Source organism: Streptomyces wedmorensis, from assembly GCF_000716445.1.
GTDB classification, from domain to species: Bacteria; Actinomycetota; Actinomycetes; order Streptomycetales; family Streptomycetaceae; genus Streptomyces; species Streptomyces wedmorensis.
Genome location: NZ_JNWK01000076.1, coordinates 13,099 through 37,533, shown reverse-complemented (window position 1 = coordinate 37,533; position 24,435 = coordinate 13,099). Strand labels below are relative to the sequence as shown.

The 24,435-nt window shown below is 70.6% G+C and carries 3 protein-coding genes; all 3 read left to right on the top strand.

What is annotated here, in order from left to right; all coding sequences use genetic code 11:
* Window positions 1–15: 15 nt before the first annotated feature.
* Window positions 16–2,304, top strand: a complete 2,289-nt coding sequence (locus tag OO54_RS36705) for a hypothetical protein (RefSeq protein ID WP_033211316.1) — start codon at window positions 16–18, stop codon at window positions 2,302–2,304.
* Window positions 2,301–5,045: a hypothetical protein gene (locus OO54_RS36700; protein ID WP_033211315.1), complete on the top strand. Its 2,745-nt coding sequence runs from the start codon at window positions 2,301–2,303 to the stop codon at window positions 5,043–5,045. Before OO54_RS36705 ends, OO54_RS36700 begins: the two co-directional genes overlap by 4 nt.
* A 233-nt stretch (window positions 5,046–5,278) precedes the next feature.
* Complete coding sequence (locus tag OO54_RS45450) at window positions 5,279–24,397, top strand: hypothetical protein (protein WP_157856583.1); 19,119 nt, start codon at window positions 5,279–5,281, stop codon at window positions 24,395–24,397.
* The last annotated feature ends 38 nt before the right edge of the window (window positions 24,398–24,435 follow it).

Below are 24,435 nucleotides of genomic sequence, written 5' to 3'. Positions count from 1 at the left end.
CACCTCGCTGCCCCGGTGGTGGAAGAGTCCACTCCGTCCCCCGTTGTCATCGACCCCGCCGTCTCCATCCCGGCTGTCGTCGACCCGAGCGTCTCCGTCCAGGTCGTCTTCGACACGGCCACCTCCGGCGCGGATGCCGTCGTCTCGGACACGGAGTCGCTGATGGACACGAGCGAGCTGCCCCGGGACGAGTACCGCGACCTCGGTGAGCCGGATGGTCCGGAAGAGCTGACGAGTGCGCCGGCAGGTGAGGCGAGTACCACACGTGTCGGGGAGGGCTTCCCGCCCACGAGCCTGCCTACGGAGACGGGCGCTGTTTCGCTTTCCTCGCCTCGGGCCGAGGACGTCGTCGTGCCGGAGCTGGAGATTCCGGTGCCACCGAGCCTCAACGGACAGCGCATCGCCTTCTCCATTGTGCTGGGCGAGGACTCTCCGGTGGGGCAGTGGGCGGACTACTTGGTGGCCAGGGCGATGGACGACCGGAGGAACAACCTGCCCCTCATGGTCACCAGGTACGAGCAGGGCCTCGGCATGAGGCCCCATACCGAGGTGACAGGCTTCGTTCCCGGTGTTCTGGAGGGCGCCGGGATGTTGGCGCCCTATCCGATGCGTAGCGGCGCTACCTATGAGCAGATGAGGAATGCGGTCGATCTGATCGGCGCCCGCCTGGCAGCGGGTGGGCCTCTTGACTTCCGGCAGATGACGCGCGACATCCAGCAGGTAGCGCGCGATGTCGGGATGGCCGAATGGCCGAAGGGAGTGTGGCGGGTTCTGGGCTGGGCCATCGCTGCCATGGGTCTCTTCCCTGTGGCGGGCGGTGCCCGTCAGCGGATGGAGGACCACGCGGTGGCGCTGGGCCGGCAGGCTCAGACCAAGGGCCAGGTGCCCGATGTGCGCTCCATCGCGCGAGCGGTGTTCGGGGTGCCGGTGACGACCCTCCAGCAGGAGTATCTGGTCAGCTCCTGGCTGGGCGTTTCGGGAGGGGTGGAGGAGGCCACACCGGGCCCGGACGTCACACCGGAGCTGGACGTCACCGACCCGAACGCGCAGTCGCTGATGGATACGAGCGAGCTGCCCCGGGACGAGCCCCGCGACCTGGGTGTGTTGGATGGTTCGGAGACGCTGACTGTGAAGGAAGCGGAGTTGGCCCGGGCGATGGAGGGTGCGCCGGCGGGTGAGGCGAGTACCAGTACCACGCGTGTCGGGGAGGGCTTCCCGCCCACGAGCCTGCCTATGGAGACGGACGCTGTTTCGCTTTCCTCGCCTCGGGCCGAGGACGTCGTCGTGCCGGAGCTGGAGATTCCGGTGCCACCGGGCCTCGACGGACAGCGCATCACCTTCTCCTTGGTGATGGGCGAGGACTCTCCGGTGGGGCAGTGGGCGGACTACGTCGTGGCCAGGGCGATGAACGACCGGAGGAACAACCTGCGCCTCATGGCCAACAGCTACGAGCAGGGCCTCGGCATGAGGACCGAAACCGAGCCGACAGGCTTCGTTCCCGGTGTTCTGGAGGGCGCCGGGATGTTGGCGCCCAATCCGATGCGTAGCGGCGCTACCTATGAGCAGATGAGGAAGGCGGTCGATCTGATCGGCGCCCGCCTGGCAGCCGGTAAGCCTCTTGACTTCTATAAGGCGGCAGAGGACAGCGGGCTCCCACGGCGCCCCGGAGTGTGGCGGGTTCTAGGGTGGGTCACCGGTGCCGGTCTTCTTCGTCTTGTGCCGGGCGGCGCCCGTCAGCGGATGAAGGAGTACGCGGTGGGGCTGGGCCGGCAGGCTCAGGCCGACGGTCAGGTGCCCGATGTGCCCTCCATCGCGCGAGCGGTGTTCGGGGTGCGGGAAACGACCCTCCAGCAGGAGTATCTGGTCACCTCCTGGCTCGGCGGCTCGGGAGGGGTGGATGAGGCCACGCCGGCCCCGGCTTCGGTCTCCACGTCTCGGGACGAGGGTGTCGTCGCGCCGGAGCTGGTGGTTCCGGATCCACCGAGCGCCATGAATCTCAGCCTCGATGCTGCAGCACTCGCGAACTCTCTGGCGGGGCGGTCGGCGGACTACCTCGTGGCCAGGGCGATGAACGACCGGATGGGCACCCTCCCCATGCTGATCGGCGCGTACGAGACGGAGCTCGGCATCCCCACAACCGCGGTCAAGTCCGCGTTCGTCGTCGGTGTCCTGGAGGGTGCCGGGGTGTTGGCGGGCCATCCGGTGCGTTCGGGTGCCACCTATGAGCAGATGAGGAAGGCGCTCGATCTGATCAGCGCCCGCCTGGCAGCTGACGAGCCTTTTCATCCGCCCGTCAGCGGATGAAGGAGTACGCGGTGGGGCTGGGCCGGCAGGCTCAGGCCAACGGTCAGGTGCCCGATGTGCCCTCCATCGCGCGAGCGGTGTTCCGTGTGGCTCTATCGACCGTGCATCAGGTCCATCTCGTCAGCTCCTGGCTGGGCGTTTCGGGAGGGGGGGAAGTGGCCACACCGGACCCGGACGGCACGCCGGACCCAGACGTCACCGACCCGAACGCGGAGTCGCTGATGGACGCGAGCGAGCTGCCCCGGGTCGAGTCCCGCGACCTCGGTGTGTTGGATGGTTCGGAGGCGCTGACTGCGGAGGAAGCGGAGTTGGCCCGGGCGATGGAGGGTGCGCTGGCCGGTGAGGCGAGTACCAGTACCACGCGTGCCGGGGAGGGCTTCCCGCCCACGAGCCTGCCTATGGAGACGGGCGCTGTTTCGCTCTCCTCGCCTCGGGCCGAGGACGTCGTCGTGCCGGAACTGGAGATTCCGGTGCCACCGAACCTCACGGAACGGATCGGTTTCACGCAGGCGGTGGGCGAGGGCTCTCCGGCGGGGCAGTGGGCGGACTACATCGTGGCCAGGGCGATGAACGACCGGAGGAACAACCTGCCCCTTAAAACCGGCAGGTACGAGCGGGACCTCGGCGTGGGCCTCTCAGAAGACGGGGGGGCAAGCTTCGTTCTCGGTGTTCTGGAGGGTGCCGGGGTGTTGGCGCACTCTCCGATGCGTAACCACACTCCCTATGAGGCGATGAGGAAGGCGGTCGATCTGATCGGCGCCCGCCTGGCAGCCAATGAGCGTCCTGGCTTCCGGCAGGTAGGGGTGGACGTCGGCCTCCACAAGTCCCGCGGAGCGTGGCGGGTTCTGGGGTGGGTCACCGCGGTGTTCGGGGTGCCGGTGACGACCCTCCAGCAGGAGTATCTGGTCACTTCCTGGCTCGGCGGCTCGGGAGGGGTGGAGGAGGCCACGCCGGACCCGTACGCGCAGTCGCTGACGGGTACGGGCGACCTGCCCCGGGACGAGTCCCGCGACCTCGGTGTGTTGGATGGTCCGGAGAACCCGGCTGAGGAGGAAGCGGGGTTCGCTCGAGCGACGGAGGGTACGCCGACGGGTGAGGCGAGTACCAGTACCACGCGTACCGGGGAGGGCTTCCTGCTCACGAGCCTGCCTACGGAGACGGGCGCTGTTTCGCTCTCCTCGCTTCGGACCGAGCGCGTCGTCATGCCGGAACTGGAGATTCCGGCTCGACCGAACCTCACGGAACGAATCGGTTTCAAGCAGGCGGTGGGCGAGGGCTCTCCGGCGGGGCAGTGGGCGGACTACGTCGTGGCCAGGGCGATGAACGACCAGCGGGACGGCATCCGTCCGCAAGCCGCCAGGTACGGGAAGGAGGTCGGCCTGGACGTCGGCCTCTGGGGCGAGATCGACTTCATTCGCGGTGTCCTGAAGGGGGCGGGGATGTCGATCATCGGCACCGCTTCCTTTGAGGAGATGAGGGCCTTCCTCGGCGAGGTGGAGGCTCGCCTGACAGCGGGCGAGCCGCTTGGCCTGACTCAGCTGGCGCATTCCGTCCTGCCCAATAACAACCGCTCGCCATGGCGGGTTCTGGGGTGGATCACCGGTGCCGGTCTTCTTCACCCTGTGCCGGGCGGCGCCCGTCAGCGGATGAAGGAGTACGCGGTGGGGCTGGGCCGGCAGGCTCAGGCCGATGGTCAGGTGCCCGATGTGCCCTCCATCGCGCGAGCGGTGTTCGGGGTGCCGGTGGCGACCCTCCAGCAGGAGTATCTGGTCAGCTCCTGGCTGGGCGTTTCGGGAAGGGGGGAGGAGGCCACGCCGGACCCGGACGCGGAGTCGCTGATGGATACGAGCGAGTCGCCCCGGGGCGACTCTCCCGACCTCGGTCGGCTGGTTCGTCCGGGGGCGCTGACCGCTGAGGAGGAAGCGGCGTTCGTTCGGCAGATGGAGAGTGCGTTCGAGGGGGAGGCGGCTTCGGTCTCCACGTCTCGGGACGAGGGTGTCGTCGCGCCGGAGCTGGTGGTTCCGGATCCACCGAGCGCCACGGAAACGCATCTCAGCATCGATGATGCGGCACGCGAGGATTCTCCGGTGGGGCGGTGGGCGGACTACGTCGTGGCCAGGGCGATGAACGACCGGAGGAACAGCCTCCCCATGGTGCTCAGCACGTACAGGACGGAGCTCGGCCTGTTCGAAAACGAGAACAGGACCACCTTCGTCGTCGGTGTCCTGGAGGCCGCCGGGGTGTTGGCGTCCCAGCCGATGCGTCCGGGTGCCACCTATGAGCAGATGCGGAGTGCGCTCGATCTGATCGGCGCCCGCCTGGCAGAGGGCATGCCTTTTCATCCCCGGCTGGTGGCGCGCGAAGTCGGGTTGATCGATCTACGTCGCGGACAGTGCGGTGTTCGGGGTGCCGGTGACGACCCTCCAGCAGGAGTATCTGGTCACTTCCTGGCTCGGCGGCTCGGGAGGGGTGGAGGAGGCCACGCCGGACCCGGACGTCACGCCGGACCCGGACGTCACCGACCCGGATGTCACCGACCCGGACGTCACGCCGGACGCGGATGTCACCGACTCGGACGTCACGCCGGACGCGGATGTCACCGACTCGGACGTCACGCCGGACGCGGAGTCGCTGATGGATACGAGCGAGCCGCAGGGTGGGGCGACTACCGCCCATCTTGGAGGGATCTCCCCGCTCACGGGCCTGGTTACGGAAGCTGCGGTTGCGGTCTCCACGTCTGAGGACGAGGGTGTCGTCGCGCCGGAGCTGGTGGTTCCGCCTCGACCGAACCCCGCGGCATCGCAGATCCGTTTCAACGAGGCGCTGGGCGAGGGCTCTCCGGTGGGGCAGTGGGCGGACTACGTCGTGGCCAGGGCGATGAACGACCGGAGGAACAACCTCCCCCTGATATCCCGCACGTATGAGGAAGGCCTCGGTCTGAACCTGGCCGAGGCCAGGATCGCCTTCGTCGTCGGTGTCCTGGAGGCCGCCGGCCCGTCAGCGGATGAAGGAGTACGCGGTGGGGCTGGGCCGGCAGGCTCAGGCCAACGGTCAGGTGCCCGATGTGCCCTCCATCGCGCGAGCGGTGTTCGGGGTGCCGGTAACGACCCTCCAGCAGGAGCATCTGGTCACCTCCTGGCTCGGCGGCTCGCGAGGGGTGAAGGACGCCACGGACGACGCCATGTCGGTGGACGAGGCGATCTCCGACACCGATGAGTCGACGTCCACCGTTCCGACCGAGGATCCGGCGCGTGTCGCTCGGGTGTTGGCCGCGTACGAGCAGCGGCCGGACACTCCGCTCGCCGAACTGGTGCGGCTCGCCTATCCCGGTGTCGCGGAGCCGTCTGTCGACCAGGTGATGTACACGGCCGGTTTCCTGGAGGCTGCGGGTGCACCGACCACGGGTGGCGTGGCGCCCGTCGAGATGATCGTGGCAGTGGCGGAGATGAGGAGCAAGACCGACAGCGGCGAGGACGGCTGGCTGCTCGACGACATCGTCGACGAGGTACTGGGCGCGGAACGAAACGTGGACGGTGAGTCCTCGCGTCTGCTGGGCTGGTTCGAGGCGACCGAATATCTCGATGCCCTTGACGGAACGGAGAGTGTGTACAGCACGTTCGTCCAGCGCGTGGTGCAGGACGCCCGTTCGATGCGCAAGGCGGACGGGAGCGTCGATACGCTCCAGGTGGCCCGCCTCCAATTCGCTGTCCGGCAGCCCTCGCCGACGCAGCGGGCCGCGGTCCGCTACTGGCTCGAACTGCACGGCATACGTAAACACATGGAGAAGGACGTCGGCGGACCGGCCGTCGACGTCATGGCGCAGCTGCTCGACGGGCTGCGCGTGGAAGCCCCGCAGCCGGACGCCCAAGTGTCCGTACAGCAGCGTGCCGAGTACGTCGTCCACCGGGCGGTCACGTCCGCTGCCAATGGCCGGTATCCCACCCTGGGAGAGCTGTTCACCGAGGCCTACCCCACGGGACAGTCCCTTGAAGCCAAGGCGATGGTCCGCGGATTCCTGGAAGGTGTCGGGCTGGGCTCGCTGGTGAGGAGCGGGGCACCCACCAGCGACGACCACCACATGGCCGGCGTCTTCGCGGCAGCGCGAAAGAGCCTTGAGGAGGGAGAGCGCGTCGATCCCCGGGCGCTCACGCAGGTCCTACTGGGACGAGCGGTCGACGAATCCGACGGCTATCGCCTCGGCAAGGTCACCGGCTGGCTCGTCGTCGCCGGGCTGATGGGCGGGCCGCTGACGAAGGGCGGAGTCATCGAGCGCATCAAGGGCGCGCTGACCGGTGCGGCATCCGGGACGACGACGCGGGACCACGGCACATCGCGGGAACAACGGGAGCAAGCGGCGGCGGAGCTCTACTCCCGCGTGTTCCAGGAGCCCGAGCCGTCGGTGCCGCAGAGGGCCGCGGCCGTGGAGTGGCTGGCCGAGAACCCACAGAGGGTGTACACGCGTGGGCTGGCCCGCCGCGCCGCGCGGGAGGGAAGGAGCATAGATCCGAGATCCATCGCGCAGCGCGTCTACGAGACGCTGAAGCCTGCCGACGAGGACGTGCGGCAGGTCACCGACTGGCTCGTCGAGGAGGGACTGGTCCCGGCCGGAACGCTGCCGCACATGAACGACCCGTACGCGGTGTTCGACACCGACGACTACGTCGGTGACACGATGCCCCCGGAGCCGGACGGGACCGAAGCCCTTGGGGAGATCGTCGACTACATCGTCGCCCGCGCCGTTCACGAGCGCCTGACCGGCCGCGACTCCAAGCCCTCCCACATCGCCCGTTTCTTCAGCAGGGATCCCCATCGGAGCGGGAGAGCGTTCGTCATCGGTGTTCTGGAGTGGTTCGGAGGGCTCGGATCCACCGAGACGTTCGCCGACGTCCCCACCTTCGAGCGGATGAGCGGCGCGGTGACGCAGGCCCGCGAAACGCTGGCCGCCGGCACGACCGTCAAACGGCCCGTCCTCGCGCGCGTGGCGTTCTCGACCGGTATCCGCCCGCCCACGCGCGACGAGATCGACCGCGTCAAGGGCTGGATCGCCGCGGCGGGACTGCATCCCGGAGGGGTCCCGCGCACGGTGCGGGAGATGAAGGACCGTGCTCTCGCGCTGGCTCGGCACGTCAAGGACAACGGAGGCGAGCCGCACGCTCCGTCCATCGCGCGCAAGGTGTTCCGGATGGACACCGCGACCCCGCATCAGGTCAGTCTGATCACCACCTGGCTCGACGACGGTGCGGACCCGACCGGTCCGACGCCCGAGGCCGGAGCCTCGTCCCGCCCGGCCCGTGAGGAGAACACGGGTCCCGGCGTCCAGGAACTGCGCGCCCACTTCCAGGCGCAGGTGAACAGGAACCCGACGCCTCCCGCCCCTGTGCCCGTGACGCAGGAGTCCGCGCCGGGGCGAACCGTTGAGGACCCGCTTCCGTCGAGCCCCGAGGCGACGGGGCCGGCCCGACACCAGGATCCCGTGTCACGTGCGGAGACGCTGGTCTACGCGGGCAGGGGCCTGGCGTACACCGGCAACGAACTGCACCTGCCATGGCAGCCGACCGACCCCAGGTTGACCACGCACCGAATGCTGCTGGAACACAGCGAGCGGTATCGGGCGGACTATGAGCGCGCGCTGCGGGACATCATCGGCAACGTCCGGGTCGCGAACGCCGACGTGCCCAGGCGCCTGCAGGAGTTCGCGGCATCGGTGGGACTGAATCCCGCCACGACCAGACTGTGGGCGGAGCACCACGGCAGCGTCACCCTCTGGTCGGCCCTCTCCGGGCTGTCCCGCTCCGAGATCCAGGACCTTTACTCCCGTGCCTCGGCCTATCTGAACGAGCGAACCGACAGCCTCCGCCTGACCCCGCTGTCACCGGCCGAGCGACTGCTCCGCGACGATCGCCTGGTGCGCGTCGCACGTGCCTTGCACGAAGGGGGCCCCGACGCGGCGAACACCGTGGCCAACGAGATCATGAGGGAGCGGAATCAGCGGCCACGCGCTCGTGGCGCCGGTGGTGCGTCCTCGACGGGCAGCCGGCTCGACGACCTGGAGAGCGCACCGGTCCAGCGGGGCGAGACCTCCTCCGCGTCGGCCCGTCGCCTCACCGAGGCCCCCGGCATCACCACGGGCGCCGACCCCGACGCCGTGGTACGCCACGTACTCGACGGGCTGCGCGGAGACCCGAGCAACCCCACCCGCGACGGGGACGCGGCCCGTGCGCGGCTGCTGCGGCAGCTCACCGAGCAGCTGCCGGACGCGACGACACGCCAGGTACGGGCCACGGAGCTGCGACGGGAGGCGGAGAGGATCGCGGAAAGCGCCGATCCGCGACTGAGGTCGATGACCGCGTCCGAGCGCGACGCCGTGATCTGGCAGATCGCCGAGACCCTGCACGCCCGGGGCGAGGCCGCCGCGCTGCGGACCGTCGCCCAACTGCGCGCCGCCGAGGCGCTGCTGGCCGACGGCGTCCGCGTCCAGGGTGAAGTCCTCACGCGGGCGTACGGGATCGTGGCGGAGCTCTACCCGACCTGGTTCGCCCACAGCGCGCGCCGGCAGCACCTCGAACTCGCCCAGCTCGCGCACGTACTCGGGACACGGGGGCCCGAGGCCGCCCAGCGCCTTGCGGCACGTCTGCGGATCGATGCCGCCGGCCCGACCGCGCGGGACCTTCAGCTCGACAGCGCCCGGAGCACCGAGCTCGCCCTGCGCTCCCGACTGGACGAGAGGGCCTTCGACGCGCTGCTCACCGACGCGATCGCGGTGTTGGAGGACTTCGCGCGAACCGATGTGACGATCGACGACCCCCGGCCGTTGCACGAGCGCAGCCCGCTGTACTACCAGGCGCTCGTCACCGTCGCCGATGTGCTCGACCGGAGCCGCGACGAACCCGATCCGATGGCCGCCGCGCGGGAGGCGGCCCGCGAGGCGGCCCGTACGCTCGGGCTGGAACCGTCCGCCGCCGGCCGCGGCGGCGTGGACCAGGAGGAGAGCGACCGGACCGGCGAGTCCTCCACGCGGGTGCAGGAGCAGGCGCGGCCGGACATGACCCGAGCGCCAGTGATCAACCGCGACAGGGCCGTCGCGCAAGCCATGCAGATGATGGCGTACCACTGGGACTGGAACAGGCTGCTGGCGGACGGTGCCGAGGCCATGGAAGAGATCGACGGGGCTCTCGTCGACGACGAGACCGCCGCGCTGCCCCTTCCGGCATCGGCCGGCGCCCTCACCCTTGCCCACAAGGCAGCCCTGTTCGACACGGCCGAGCGGGAGCTCTCCCCCCGCCTTCCCGGCTGGGCCCAGCTGCCGGAGGAGAGGAAGACGGCCCTCAAGGCCGTTCTGGTGCGGGAAGGATGGCTCCGCGGCTCCGGCGCGGCCATCGCCATGGGTGCGCGGATGGTGATGGAGGTCCGCCTCCTCTCCCTCAGGCCTCCGAACGAGGACAGCGCCACCTTCCTCACCCGGGCCCTCCAGGGCGGAATGGAGCTGATCGAGACCCACCACCCCGGCTGGATCCGCCAGAGGGACGTCGCTTACCGGCACAGGACGCTCCTGAGCCTGAGCGTCGGGCGACTGACCGATCCGCTGCCCCATGTACAGGCGGCGGCCCGTGCGATGGAGTCGACGAAGTACGGCTCCGCCCCGCTCGGGGCGTTCCATCTGGAGACCGTCCGGCCCACCCGCGCACCGGACGTGACCATCCTGTTCTCACGTCGTGGGAAGGCCAGGGAGGACGACCTGGCCGCGTGGGCGAAGCACAAGGCCGACGCGTCGGCGGTGTTCCACTACGTCAGGCCGCAAGGGAAATGGCTCGTCCCGATCGGTAGGGCGCCGCTTCCGTGGCGGGAACGCACGGCGCTCTATCTCGCGCTGCACGCCGGACCCGACGCCTTCAAGCCCTTTGTCACCGATCTCGACGTCGTCCCCTGGTCGGACAACGAGCACGAGGAGGGGTCGATGGGGGTGGTCACGTCTCCGGAGCACATAGCCGAAGCCCTCCTGGCCCACCCCACCTTCCCCGAGATGGTCACCAAGGCGCGGCAGCACCCGAACAAGGAGCTGCACCTGGTGTTGTTCGGCTGCAACGTCGGAGCCGTCCTCGGCGAGACACGGAACTCGCTGGGCGCGGTGGCCGCCTGGATCGGTGCCAGGGCACAGGTGCCCGGCCTCAAGATGTTCCTGTGGGGCAGTCCGCACAAAGTCAGCGTCGCCCTTTCAGGCGAGGTGTGTGCCGAGGCTCCCCTCGGCAGCACCATGTGGGTGCCGGTCGAGATCGTGCCGCCCGGCTACCCGCACGTGCGGTACGAGGCGCCGTTCACCGGCGCGACGTCCTTCCAGCTGATGACGGACTCACCGCCGCTCAGGCCGGTCCGGGCCTCTCAGGAGCTCCTGGCCAAGGTCGAGGAGATGCGGCTGCGGCTGACCGAAATGTTCGGACCCGAGGTGGCGAAGTCCGCCGGACTCCACTATGTGGACGTCCCCCGCCACGGCAGCAAGGTCAGAGGCTTCTGGCCGGGCGAGGGCTACGGCGTCTGGGACATGGCGACGCTCCAGCGGAAGATGACCGAGGGAGTGAACGAGCGGCACCGGGTCGACCCGGGCGCGGCGATCGTCCTGGGGACGGACTTCGCGGCGATGGGCGGAATCCTGGACGAGGAGGACCCCACCGTCCGCCCGCCCCTGATGGATCCAGTCACGGGACGACTGCTGGCCCCACCGGTCGAGAACATTCCCGGACGGACGATGGAGGTGGACACCGACGAGGAGCTTCCGCTGTACGGCATCGCGCCCGGTCAGCTGCTCGCCGACCTGCGCGGCTGGCCCGTCATCGCTCCCGCCGGGTTCGTCGTCCCGGGTGGGGAGAAGGGCACCGGTGGCGTGCTGCGCGTCGAGGGCCTGCCCTTGGACACGGAGGACATCGAGTGGAGCGAGTGGGTCGTGTTCTGGCCCACTCAGTGGTCCGACGAAACCCCGCGGCCGCCGGCGGTCCTGACGGAGGAGACCGCACGGCCGCCGGTCCCTTCGGAGGAGGGCGACGGTCATCGGTCCTCCGGCCCGCCGGTCGAGGAGCCGTCCGAGCCGAGCGGCTCGGTGACGCCTCAGGGACGGGCAACGGCGGCCGGGGATGCGAAGCTCGCCGAGCTGTTCGTGCACGGGACTGTGGAGAATCCCGGCGAACGGCTCGAACAGATCGCCGAACTGGCCGGCATGCCCGAGGCCGGAGCGGAGGAGGTGCACACCCTGCTCGTCCGTCACTCGGAGGAGTACCGCGGCCATCTCGACGCGGGCCTTGCCATCCTGGGCATGGCCGACGGGGATCGCGGGGAAGCCCGCGAACGGCTCCGGCGACTCGTCGCGGAGCGCGGTCTGGACCCTTCCCTGGCGGACGTCTGGGCAGCCTGGTTCGCGCGTCACGAGCGGCTTGTCGCCGCCTACCCCTCCGCCGTTCCCGAGCAGGACGGTACCTCCTTGTCGCTGACCGTCCTTCAGGAGATCGAAGCCCTGAGCGCGGCGGAAGAGGAGGCCACCGGCAACGGGAAGGCGGTCGACCGAGCCCATGAGATGATCGCCGAATTCTGGGCGACGCTCGTCCGGAAGGGCGAACTGGCCCGCGAGGAACTGGAATGGTCCGCCTCACCCCATGCCCACCGGCAGATGGCCGACCATCTCTCCGCCCATGCCGAGCAGCTCGCCGCCGACTACTTGAGCACCTATGACCCCGAAGACTGGCCACTGCTGGGCGCCCGGCAGCGTGGCGATCTGCTGGCACTGATACGACACACCCTTGACGAGGTGCTGCGCGCGCCGCGCGAGCGGGCCCAAAAACACATCATGGCGGGCCGCACCTTGGCGCTGGAGACCGACTGGGTCACCGGTGACGCCGAAGCGAGGCCGCTGACCGGCGAGAAGGCCGCCGCCTTGATGTCCCAGGCCGTCAACTACCTCCTCCTCGCCCGGCCCGAACCGTTCACCCCGGAGGACCTGGGGACCTGGGAGGTGTCGGTGTTGGACATCCTGCACAAGCAGCTCCCGAGGTGGTCGAGCCTGTCCGTTCGCGAGGGGCGGGCGCTGCTGGCGCTGATCATCGCGGAAGGCCGGCAACGAGGCATGGACGCGGCGGAACGCCTGGTGACCCGCCTCATCCACGAGGACGCGCTGTGGGCGGCCGGGACGGGCGGCCTCGCGTTCGCCAACACGGTACGAGGGGCGAACGCGCTGCTCCGGGGGCGCCTCGAACAGCGCAAGGGGCGGCACGACCCGGTGGAATGGCACCAACAATTGATGGCCGTCGCTCACACCTTGGCGGTGAAGGGGCCGGTGGAGGCTTCCCAGCTCGTCGCCACGAGTTTCCGGGCTCGGGGCTCGGCCACGCGCGGGATGTTCCATATCGCCTATGTGGAGCCGAGGGGCGGGAAGTCCCTGGTCATCTCGCTCCACGACAGCGACCAACTGAGCGCCAACACGCCTCCCTGGCAGCGTCATGATGCGGACGAGGGCGCGGTCTACTCCTTTGTTACCGTGGACAGCCAGGCGAGGATCCTCTCCTATCACCTCCGACCGGACGCGACGCTCGTCACAGAGCCGCTTCCCTGGGCAGGCCGGCACACCGTCTACTTCGACCTGCACGGAGGCCCTGGCTTTCTGGCGCCCTCCCTCGCCCCGGGTGCGGGTCCGTGGGCGCCCATGCCTCCGGCTCACCTCGCGGAGCTGATGTCCCATGACCAGAGGCTCCTGGGGATGGCCCGCAAGGCGCTCGCGGCCGATGGTGTCCTCCACCTCGTACTCGCGTCGTGTCACGCGGCATCGGACGAGGAGACGCGGTACACGGCGCTGGACGCGTTCGCCCAGGCGATGAGCGGTGTGCTCCATCGACACCCCGGTCTCACGTTGCACGTGCACGGCGCGACCTCGCAGTTCCACCTGGTGTTTCCCTTCGGGCACATAGCCGTTTCCAGCCCGCCCGGACAGGTGTGGAAGACCGTGACGGTCACACCGCCACAGCGCCAGAGACTCATGGTGTCCGGGAAGCACCTTCATGGGGCGATGAGCCTCTACCTGACCACCGACGGGCCGTTCGAGTCTCCTCTCCTTGAGGGCGATGCGCTGATCCGGGCCCTGGAGCGGCTGCCGGAGACACTGCGACGGCAGGTCCTCTTCGTGAACACCCTCCGTGACGGGCAGCGCTTCGTCGGGTACGGAACCGAGGGCTATCGCCTCTGGGACGCCGCCGAGCTCGGTCAGGAGATCGCCGAGGCCGGCGCCCGGTCGGGGATCGAGGACGGCGCCGTCATCGTCCTCGGCACCGACTACTCCGGCGTCGGTACAGCTGTGTCCGGGCCCGACCGCAGCGTGATGGACCTGTCGCAGGCACCGGCCAGAAAGCTGGCCAACGTGCGAGGCGCGCCGGTGCTGGCCCCGTGGGGGAAGCCCGTCCAGATGCCCGAACGTACGGGCGGCGCGCCGGTGTTGACCGTTCCCAGGCCCCCCGAGGAGACCAACAACCCCCTCTGGCAGCCCTGGGTGCTGCACCTTCCCGATGGCTTCGACACGTCGGTTCTCGTCGATCACGGCCGGCTGGTCAAGGACGAGTCGCTCGCCGTGCACGACGAAAGCGACGAGGAAGAGGACGGGCAGCGGGTTTCCGGCACGACAGCGACCCCGCCGTCCTCTGGGCCTCCCGGATTCATGACCAACTCCTACGACCCCGCTGCCCCCATGGACGTCACTCCTTCGGAGCCCGCCCCCTCGCCCCTGCGGCTCCCCACCGACCGCGATACGGCCCTGGACTGGATGATGAACCGGCTCGCCGACTTCCCGGCGCACGTCGCGGTCAGGGGCGAAGAGGCCCGCAGAGCGCTGGAAGCCGACGTCGGCACCCCGGGACGGGACGCCACACCCCTGCGGATGACCCGCGAGCAGCGCGACGATCTGCGCCTGGAGGTGGCGCGGCTCGCCACGCGCTACTTCCCTGACTGGCACGAGCAGAGCGCGGCCACCCAACGCGAACTCGTCTCCATGGTGTCCTACGAAGTATGGGCCCACGGCCACATCAGGGGTCTGCAGCTGGGCGCGCGGCTCGCCACGGCCTACGCGCTGGCACGGCCCGGCAACGTCACGCGGGCCCGCGACACCCTGAAGCGGGTCCTGGGGATCATCGAACACTCCTATCCGTCCTGGTTCCTCCTCCACGAGGCGGGCGAGCAGTGGGACCGGGTGCTGGAGCTCGTCGACTCCCTCAACGACGGCGAGGAGGCGGCCGTGAGACTGGCCGTCTCCCGGGAAGTACCGAGGCAGTCGCAAGGGATCGGCTTCTTCCGCGCCACCCGTTCCTCGACGCGATCGCACCTCGCGAACGTCCTCATACTGCACACTCAGGAGTTCCTGGCCACTGATCACGCGGACTGGGCGGATCACGATCCCGGGCCACAGGCCACGTTCAATGTCAGGCACATCGGCCAGGACGGTTCCGTCCGTCTGACGTCCGGAGGAAAGCTGCCCTGGGGCGGTCAACTGACCTACTACGTCGATGCGCACGGCGACGCCGAGACCCTCACCCCGGCGTTGACGAACGCCGCGTACGGCGACGCGCACGGGCTTGTCGATGTCTCGCCCCAGCATCTGGCCCAACTCCTCGCGTCCACACAGGAGATGGAGGCGCTGCTCCGCTATGCGGAAAGCACCGGTGTCATGGTGAACCTGGTGATGATCGCCTGCGAGTTCGCCGGTGTGACCAACCATGCGACTCAGGCCGCACGGGAACTGGCCGAGGCCATCCACCATCCCCACCTGACCGTGTGGGCCAATCCGTCGATGGTCAACATGGATGGTGGAACGATCCAGGTCGAGATCGAAGGGGAGGGGGGAGACTGGACGTGGCGGCCCTTCATGGCGCACAAGGAACAGCGGGCAGAGCCGTGGTTCGACGAGACCGCCTTCACCGCGGCGGTGTCGATGCGCTCCCTGAAGGACCAGCCCATCTACCCGCTCACCCCTTCGCGAACGCTGCGCCGCCTGCTGCGACAGTTCGGAGAGCGGCCGGTCGTCGCCATCGACGCCGCCCCGTCGGGATCCTCCCGGATCGAGGTGTACGAGGAGATGCCCCGCGGCACCTGGAAGTACACCGCCCGCGACGCGGCGTGGCTGGGGCTCCAGATGTCCACGAACCCCGCGGTGACGCAGACGATCGTCGTCCTGTTCTCCGGCAGCACAGGCGCCGGGCCCGTCATCGGCTGGCGGGGAGGAGAGGTCCCCTCGGTGGGGCAGCCACTCGGCAAGGGCGTCGGACACATCGCGCCGCCCACGTCCGCGCCCGCCGCACACCAAGAAGGGACGGAGGCGCCGGCAGCCGGGCCGAAGACGGTCAACCCCGTCCCTGGGCACGTTCCGGTCCGGTCCGAGGACTCGTTCGCCCAGATCCTCTCCGACATCACGGGCGCCACCGTCGTCGCTCCGGCCGGTCCCCTCACATGGGATGTCGGCCGCGGCCCCGTCCCCACACCGTTCCTCACGGTGGACCGCCCGCCGGAGGAACTGGACAACCCGGCATGGCAGGAGTGGACCGTGCACACCCCGCGGACGCTGCCGCTCCTGGGCACGGGCACCCTCGCCGCACTGCACGCCGCGCGCCCCGGCACGCTGCCTCCCCGGCTCACGGCGCACCCGTCGCTGATCCTTCCGCTGGAGTACATCAGCCGTGTCCTGTCGGGCATCCAGGAGGAGGAGCGGCGCCAGGCGCTCTTGTCCCACATGGGCGCCCTGCTGCCCTGGGAGACGGGACATCGCACGTCCGTGGCGGTGCCCGACCCGGACGTACCGGACGAGGCACGCTTCGAGGCGGAGCAGCGACTGATGTACGCCCTCGTCCTCGATGAGGGCGTGGTCCGCCCGATCGTCGATGACCTCGCCGCCTCGCTGGCCGTGCTGCTGAACGGCGACGGGGGCGACGGGGACGGGGGCGATGGTGGCCCTCCACAGGGAGGAGGTCCGGACGGCGGCGGCCCCGGGCCGACCGGCCCCGAGGCCGACCCCCTGCCGCCGGAAGGCCGTACCGACCGGCCGGAGGACACCGCGGTCCTCGGCCGCGCCGACGAGGCCCGGCGCGCCGAGGCACTGCTGCGCGGCGGCGGCCCCGGCGGGCCCCGGTCGCTGGAGAGCGTCGCCGGTAAGCTGTGGCCCGGCGACCCGTATGCCGGAGCGGACCGGGTGCACGCCCGGCTGATCGAGCATTCCGAGCGCTACCGGGGCGACTACGAGGAGGCGCGCCGACACCTCTTCGGTGACGACGGAGCCGGACGGCCCGAGCCGGGGGAGTCCCGGCTGCGCGCCCACGTACGGGCCATCGGACTCGACGACAGCACCGCCGACCACTGGCGGGACCGGCTACGGGCCGGGCGCGCCGCCGAGACCAGCCGCGACAAGCAGCGGCAGGACGCGGCCGACCCCCTGTGGATCGAGGCGTCGGGGCTCGTCAACCAGTACGCTCCGCTGCCGATGGACACCGGCCGGTGGACGGCGCTGAAGCGAAGCGAGATGCGGCTGCTCGCCGAGGAGCACCGGCACCTCGTCGTCCTGCAGTTGCGCGCCGGACTCCATGAGGCCGCTGTCGCCTCGGCGCGGGACCTGGGGCGCTCGCTCGGGCTCGCCCCCCGCCCCTACGCCCAGGGAGGCCGGCGGGCAGAGGTACCGCCCACCGGGGAGCCGTACGCCTCCGGATCGGGCACCTCCACCACGGCGCGCTCCTCTCTGGGGACCGACCCCTCCCATGAGTCGGAAGGGGCGGCCGATCTGCGCCGCGCCCACGAGCTGGTGGAACGGCTGGAACGGGAGGCGTCTGCCCGGCGTGGCGGCCTCGACCGGGGAGGCGAGGAGCGTGACGCCACGCTCGACCGTGACGACCCCACACCGTTGCGTCCGCTCACTGACGGGGAGGCCACGAGGTGGGTCCAGGACCAGGTCGAACAGGCGCTGGCCCAGGCGTCACCCGGCTCTACGAGGGGCGACCTTCCCGGGGACACCACCGCGACCGCCCTGTCCGAGCTACGGGTCCGGGCCCGTGCCGCGGCATGGGAGTGGCTCTCCCGCATCGAGCGGGCCGCTCTGAGCGTCACCCCGTACGACGAATCCCGGGACGACACGAACACCGTCACGAGCACCGGCGAATCGGTGCGTGCGGCAGCGGATCTGGCCGCACAGCGCCCCTGGCTCGATCCCACGGCCGAGGCGCCGCCACCGCGTGGCGAGGAGGATTTCATCGCCTTCAGGGACGGCAGCCGGCTGCCCGCCCACCTGCGCAACCTCGGACACAGCACGCTCAGCATCCGTGGCGTGGAGCTCGCGGCGGCGGAGATCGGTGAACGACTCGGTCTTCCCACCGAGGCGATGGTCCGCCTGCGGCAGGCACTACGGGACTTCCCCCACCGCTTCCTCGGCGACGGGTTCCCCCTGACCTACCGTGGCGCGGACGGCCTCAGCCACGAGGTCGTGATCTCGGTCCGCAACTACGGGGCCTGGAGCCGCTACCGGGACGCCGCCCACACCCCGACGAGGCTCGACCTGGAGATCCAGCGCCGCACCGGCGTGGGGGAGGGAAAGGCGCTCGGCCACGCGGCCAGCCTCACCGTCAACGTACCGCTCGGGCCGAGCACAGCCCTGATCAGCCCGTACGGCAGCGTGCGGGCCGCCTTCCGCGTCAACGAGCCCACCTATGGCTTCACCACGAGCGGAGTCTCCCAGACCACCTCGTCCCTACGGGGCAAGGACGGCGTCCACTCCCACATCGACGACCTCTGGTTCGAGTTCAGGGACGTCACCGAGAGGCGCCGGCCGAAGCAGGGGTTCGGTCTCGGACTGCGCACCGGCTCGCGTCCGCCGGACCGTCTCGACTGGCTCGTCGGAGGCACGGGCCGCTTCCGCACAGCGCCCGTCACGGACGGGTTCGCGGTCCGCTCGGCGCTGCTGTGGGTGGTCCCCGACTCGACGACCGATCCACCCGCGCCCGACCTGATCCCCCGCCGGATCCCCCTGGCCGCGAGCAGTGTGCCGGAGATCTTCGTCGCCGAGGACTTCGGGTCCGTGGAGGAGATCTTCACCTGGGCTGCCGCCCTGGTGCCCGGGGCCGCCCTCGCCTCGCCCGCGCACGCCGAACTCCGCCGTTTCTTCTCCTCCGAGAACTTCCGCGGCATCCTCGATCAGGCCTTCCGCTCGCCCGTGTCGAGCCAGGCCCTCTACAAGGAGGACGGCGGTACGCTGCTCGGCGCCTTCGAGGTGCTGATCGCTCCCGACACCCGTGAAGGCGCGACCGCCGAACTCGTCCGCGCCGCTCACAAGACCGAGATCCGCAGTCAGAAGACCGCGAAGACGATGTCCGAGCGCAGCCGGGGTCTGGTCAAGGGAATCGGTCTCGGCATCACGCTGGGACCGGCGATCGGCCCCCGGTCCGCGCGCTTCCAGGTCTCGCTGACCGGGACGGCCAATTTCGCGCGGGAGCACAGGACCACCCACGGCAGCACGGCGGCCAGCAACGCGACCGCGACCGTCGTGGACCACGGCGGTACGTACACGATGCCGCTGAAAATCTCCGCGCGACTGGCGGGCGGGCCGTGGCAGACCTTCCACAACTCCGCGCGCATGCGCCTCACGCGCAACGAGGCCCGCCGACTGGCCGGCTGGGACGACAACGCGGGCCTCCCACCCGGCGCGAAGGAGCCCTCGGCGCCACCGTTCCTCACCGTGGACCGTCCGGTGACGTTCGGAGGCCTCACCAAGGTCAAGTCGCTGGACTGGCCGACAGGTGCGACCGGCGGCGTCACCGCCTCCACCACCGTCGTCGAGGAGCTCTTCGACCGGGTGCACCGCGAACTGGCCGACCGCCACCCGGGCCTGGTCCTCCCGCCCGGCCTCCACACCCGGACGGAGTGGGGAGCGGCGAAGCTTTTCGACCCGACCGCCTGGGCCCGTCTCCGCCGCGAGGGCTGGCGGGGCACCCGGCAGGACTACGCCACGGCGCTGAGCAACACCCACAAACTCCGCGACGTCATCAGCCAGGCCCACACGGAGACCGGTCTGGAGCGGATGATGACGGTCGGACTGCCGGTCAGGATCCACAGGCTGGGCGTGCGAGAGGAGCACGTGACCGTCCTGATCCGGGCCGAGCTGACCGGCCGCCGCTTCGTGGGCACCCGGCACGACGTGGGACTTCGCACCGGAACCGGCGTCACCCAGACTGCCAGGCAGGCGTCCACGGTGTCCCAGGGCGGCGGCATGGCGCTCAACGCCGGCCTGATCACGAGGCTTCGGACAGGAGGGACGGCGGCCAACGCGGACACGTCCCTGGGGGCCTCCGGCACCGTCCGTCATCAGGTGTCGTACGGGCCCGCCATCGCGGCCGAAGGGGTCTCCGCGTTCACCGGCCGCTCACACGTCTTCGCCTACGACATCAGCCTGACCGCCACCGAACTGGTCTTCTCCCGGCCGCGCATGGCCACCCGCGTCGCCACCGGGAACGTGCTCGCCGCCGAGTGGTTCGTACGACGGAAGCCCGCCTCGGCCCTGCTGGGACCGACGCTGCGGGCCGAGGCCGTGAAGGCCACCGTGGAGCTGTACGTACCGGCAGCGCTGACAGTCGACGAGGGCCGACACCGTGTCAAGGCCGCCGAGCCCTTTCCCGAAGGCCTCCCGCGTGAACTGACCGCGAAACTGCCGCTGTTGCCCTGGGAGACGGCACGCCGTCTCGCCTCCGGGCGGCCCATGCCCGCGTTCTCGCCGCAGGCATGGCAGTCACGGCCCCACATGGTGGCCGCGGCTCCCTTTCCCGGCCGGCTGCTCGGCGCCGTCAAGCAGGTCCTGGGTGAGGCGTCCGGCAATCGCTGGTTCTACGCCACAGCCGGCACACCGGCTCACGACTCGCTGATGGAGGGCATGGCACCGAGCCAGATCGATGCCAACTTCTCCCTTGCCGCCAGTCCGTTCGGCTGGCAGCTGGGCGGCCTGTTCGGCATGGGCGCGGCCACCGACCAGCACAGTTCCGTCGTCATCCGCTCCCGGGTGACCTCGCTCCGGCCGCTGCTGTACGTCGACGACAACCACGGACTCGAGATCTCGTACGACGCCCAGTTCCATGCCGGATGGCAGAAGGGCGGTTCGACCGGCGTCTCCTGGTCGTTCGCGGCCGGCGGCGGAAGGACCGTGAACGCGTCCGAGGACGAGGTCGTGAACGCGGAGGCCGGCGACGGCCACGTGCGGTTCATCGTCAAGAGCGGTCTGAGCGGGCAGGTCTTCGACCGGCACGACTCCTCCGCCGTCACGGTGCAGCGCAGCGCGACCAGATCCACCGTCCTGGGACACTCCGGCCGTACGGTACTGCTCATCGGCTCGGTGGACTGGACGGTCGCCGCGGCCTCGCGCGGCACCGGCTTCCTCGCCTCCTCGGCCAAGTCCTCCGAGAGGTGGGCGGCGACCGTGGTCACGAACGACTCGGGTGTGCTCATCTGGATGGCGGAGCAGGACGCGCTGGCCCTCGGCCTGATCGACGACCACCTCGGGCAACTGCCGGGCTGGAACGAGCAGGTGTGGCGGGAACCCGGCTGGAGCGAGGGGGTTCCGCCGTTCTCGTTCGACGCGGGGACGTTCGACATGTCGGCCCTCCTCGACGCGTTCACCACCCGGGCCGACGCGTCCCGCCGTGACCGGATGCTGGTCCTTCCGGAAAGCCTGCTCGACGACCCCATGGGCCAACTCGTCCGGCTGAGCGTGCTGCTCTCCCCGGACGGCCTGCGGGCGATGGCCCACGAGATGCTCCGGGACGGGTACACCCTGCGCACCTTTCAACCCCGGACCGGGGTGTCGAGGGAAGGAACCCTCTCCTTCGAGCTCCGGCGCGGGACACCCGTGCTGCGGGAGACGCGCGCCGGACACACGATCACCACCTACTGGTCGGCGACGGTCTCCCGGACCGGGACGCGGCGCTCCCGCCAGGGATGGAGCATCGGGCCGGCACTGTCCGGAAGCGCCACCAGATCCGGGATCACCGTCAACGCGGGCGGTGCCGACCGGGTGGGCACCACCACCGCGCGGTCCGTCACCGAGAACCACAGCTCCACCCGTACGTCGGGCAACGAATACGACGGCCCGGTCGCGGTGTACACGACGCCTTACCACATGACGATCAGGGTGGGATCACAGGGAAAGGAGCGGTTCCGCGTCGAGGCCCCCATCGGCGAACTGCGCGAATACCAGCCGCTGAGTCTGCTGGAGCCCGTGCCGGGGCCGGTCCCGCCCGGCGGTGAGCAGCGGTCCGACCCTCCGGCGCACCTCACCGCGGCCCCCGGACCGGGACTGCTGCCGCCGGAGCGCGGCTCCACGGACGTGCTGCACGCATGGCTCCAGGACCGTGGCAACCGGCTCTTCCGACAAGGGCCGCGCACGGTCACCGTGCAGGGTGTCGGCGGGAGCAAGGCCCTGCTCGACGCCGCACTGCTCGCCGTCGGAGCCGCCATGGGAACGGCCGAGCCCACGAAGACGAGTGCGCCCGCGTCGGCGGAGACCGCCGAGCAGTCGGGGACACCCAACGGTACGACCGTCTCCATCGGCGGCGTGCCCCGCCCGGTACGCCCCGGGACCCCGGCGCACGCCGTCCTGAGCAACGCCCTCGGGGCGGGCTCGCTTCAGGCGTTCTTCCACGAGGCGGTGGAGCACGGTCTCGCGGTGACCCTGCACGACACCGCCCTGTTCGGAAACATGGACCTGGAGTTGCGTCTCGCCCCCCGGGTGGAGTTCGACGGTGCCGCGCTGCTTGCCGTCGATCACGGCAACGACCTCAGCCACTCGGTGAAGATCGCGGAGTCGACCGCCCGGTCGGACTCCTCCGTCGACTCCCGGCATCCGACCGTCACCGGCGGCCCCGCCTTCATCACCGGCGATCCCCTGTTCAGCCGAGTGGGGAGCTCCGCGGCGGCGCCGACCGGCACGACCGCCGATGCCATCACCCAGGATCCGACGTCCGTGGTGGTGGACAGCTCCAAGCTGAAACTACCCGTCGGCCGCAGCCTGCTGTTCCGACTGCCGGTGACCTGGCTGGTGGTGGCGGACGCGAAGCGGCGCGGCGCCGACGCCGTCGCCAAGGCGGCGTCCGTGCTGGGTGTCGAGGCCACATCGAAGCCGTCGGGTGTCGCCCGGCTTCCCCTCGACAACGGCGTGCTGGTCTGGGTGCGGGAGGACTTCGCCCTCGAACGCGGCCTCGTGACCGAGGAGAACTTCCCCGACGAGGTCAGCGCCGCCTGGGACCGGGTCCGCGACGCGACCCAGCAGTGGCAGGCGGCGACCAGTGCATACCAGGCAGCCCGGGCCGCCGCTTCGGGCGCGTCCAGGGAGTGGGACGAGGCGCTGGAGGAGGCGGCGGAGGACGAGCGAGCATGGCAACGGGCCGTCGCCGCCGCCCGGCAGGCGGAGCGCGTACGGGAACGTGCGGAACAGGCAGGTGCCGGGCACGAACCGGCGCGGCCGCGAGTCACCGGCGCTGACCCGGATGCCGGCCTGGGCGCGGCGGAAGCTCCGACGGACCAGGCGCACGAGGACGAGCTCGCTGCCCTGGAGGCGTACCGGCGCAGCTCGGAGCGGCTGCGCGGGCGCGGCGAGCGCCTCGTCCGCCTGCACCAGGAACTCAGCGACCAGGACCGCGCGGTGCGCGAGGCCGGAGCACGGATGCACGGGGCGCGGACGGCGGCCGACGCCGTCACCGCCTGGTACCAGCGGCCGGCCGACGAACGGACGGATTCCCGGCCCGGACCGTGGGACCCCGAGGCCGCCGTCGCGCTGCCCGACGAGCCGGAGGTCTCGCCCGTACCCTCGGTCGAGGAACTGCTCTACAGCGAGGCCGGGGCTGCGGAGGACAAGGACGAGGACACGGAAATCCCCCTCGCGCAGGACGTCTTCGACACCTGGCTCGCGGACGAGGCGGGGGGGCTGGGCGGCCTACGCACGGGCGCGAAACTGCTTCCGGCGGCGGGGCGGGCGCCCGGCCTGGCCGAAGCACAGGAGGAAACGATCCTTCACGCCTGGCGTCGTGTCCACGCCTACGGGCTCGCCTGGGTCACCGCCGACGCCGCCTATCACGCGGCCCGCGCGGAGCTCGCTCGCCACCCCGCCGACCCCGAGGCGGTGCGTCGCCTCGGCGTGGCACGCGCGGCGGCCGTCCACGCACTGCGTACGTCCGAGGCCGTCCGTGACCGGGCCCTCGCGATCACCCGGTGGCACACCACCGCCCCCGAGCGCCGCCCCCTCACCGCCCCCGCGCCGTGGCTGCCGCCCGCTCGCCCGAACCCTCCGGCCCCGGATGCCCTCCCGGTCTCCCGGTTCGACCGCGAGACGCACGAGGGCACCGGGGCGCCGCTCAGCCTGACCGCGCCCGACGGCCGGCGGCTGCGGATCGTCGACCCCGTCTCCCACCCGTCGGCCACGGGCGACGCCGGGCCGGACTCCCTCACGGAACAGGGGACGTCCACCGCACCGCACGCCGGCGGCGGCGAGTCCTTCCACCGCGCCCTCTCCCTCGAACTCGACCGGGTGCGCCCCGACTGGCGCGACACCCACGGCATCGGCGGCGCCAGGCCCGGGGAGACCGCCGCTGCCCTACGTGAACTGCTCGCCCGTACACTCGAAGCGGCCGATCTGCTGGACCCGGCGAACCCGGACAGTCCCTCGGTCGACGACGTGACCGCCATCGAGCCGCAGGAGAAGGTGACCGGCGAAGAACTCGACCGGGCCGGGATCGTCCTCGCCGGGCCGCACCGCGAGGAGTTCGAAGCACTGGCTCTCCTGCCCACCGGGGCCACGCATGCCCTGGCGTCCCGCCCGGAACTGCGCCGGGCCTTGCTGGCCGCGTTGCTCCGGCGACGCGGGGACGCGGCGGACGATACGGGATGGCGGCACACGGCGGCCGATCTGATGGCCCCGCTCGCCGCCCAGGCACTGGGGATCCGGATCACCGTGGTCCGGGACGATCTCGGGCACCAGACCTACGGTGACCCGACACGGCCGGAGATCGTCCTTCACCTCGCGGCTGGTCACTGGTACGCGGCCCAGCCCGACCCGTCGAGCTGAACTTCCCCTCGCCACAGGCCATTCCGGTCAGTTCGTAT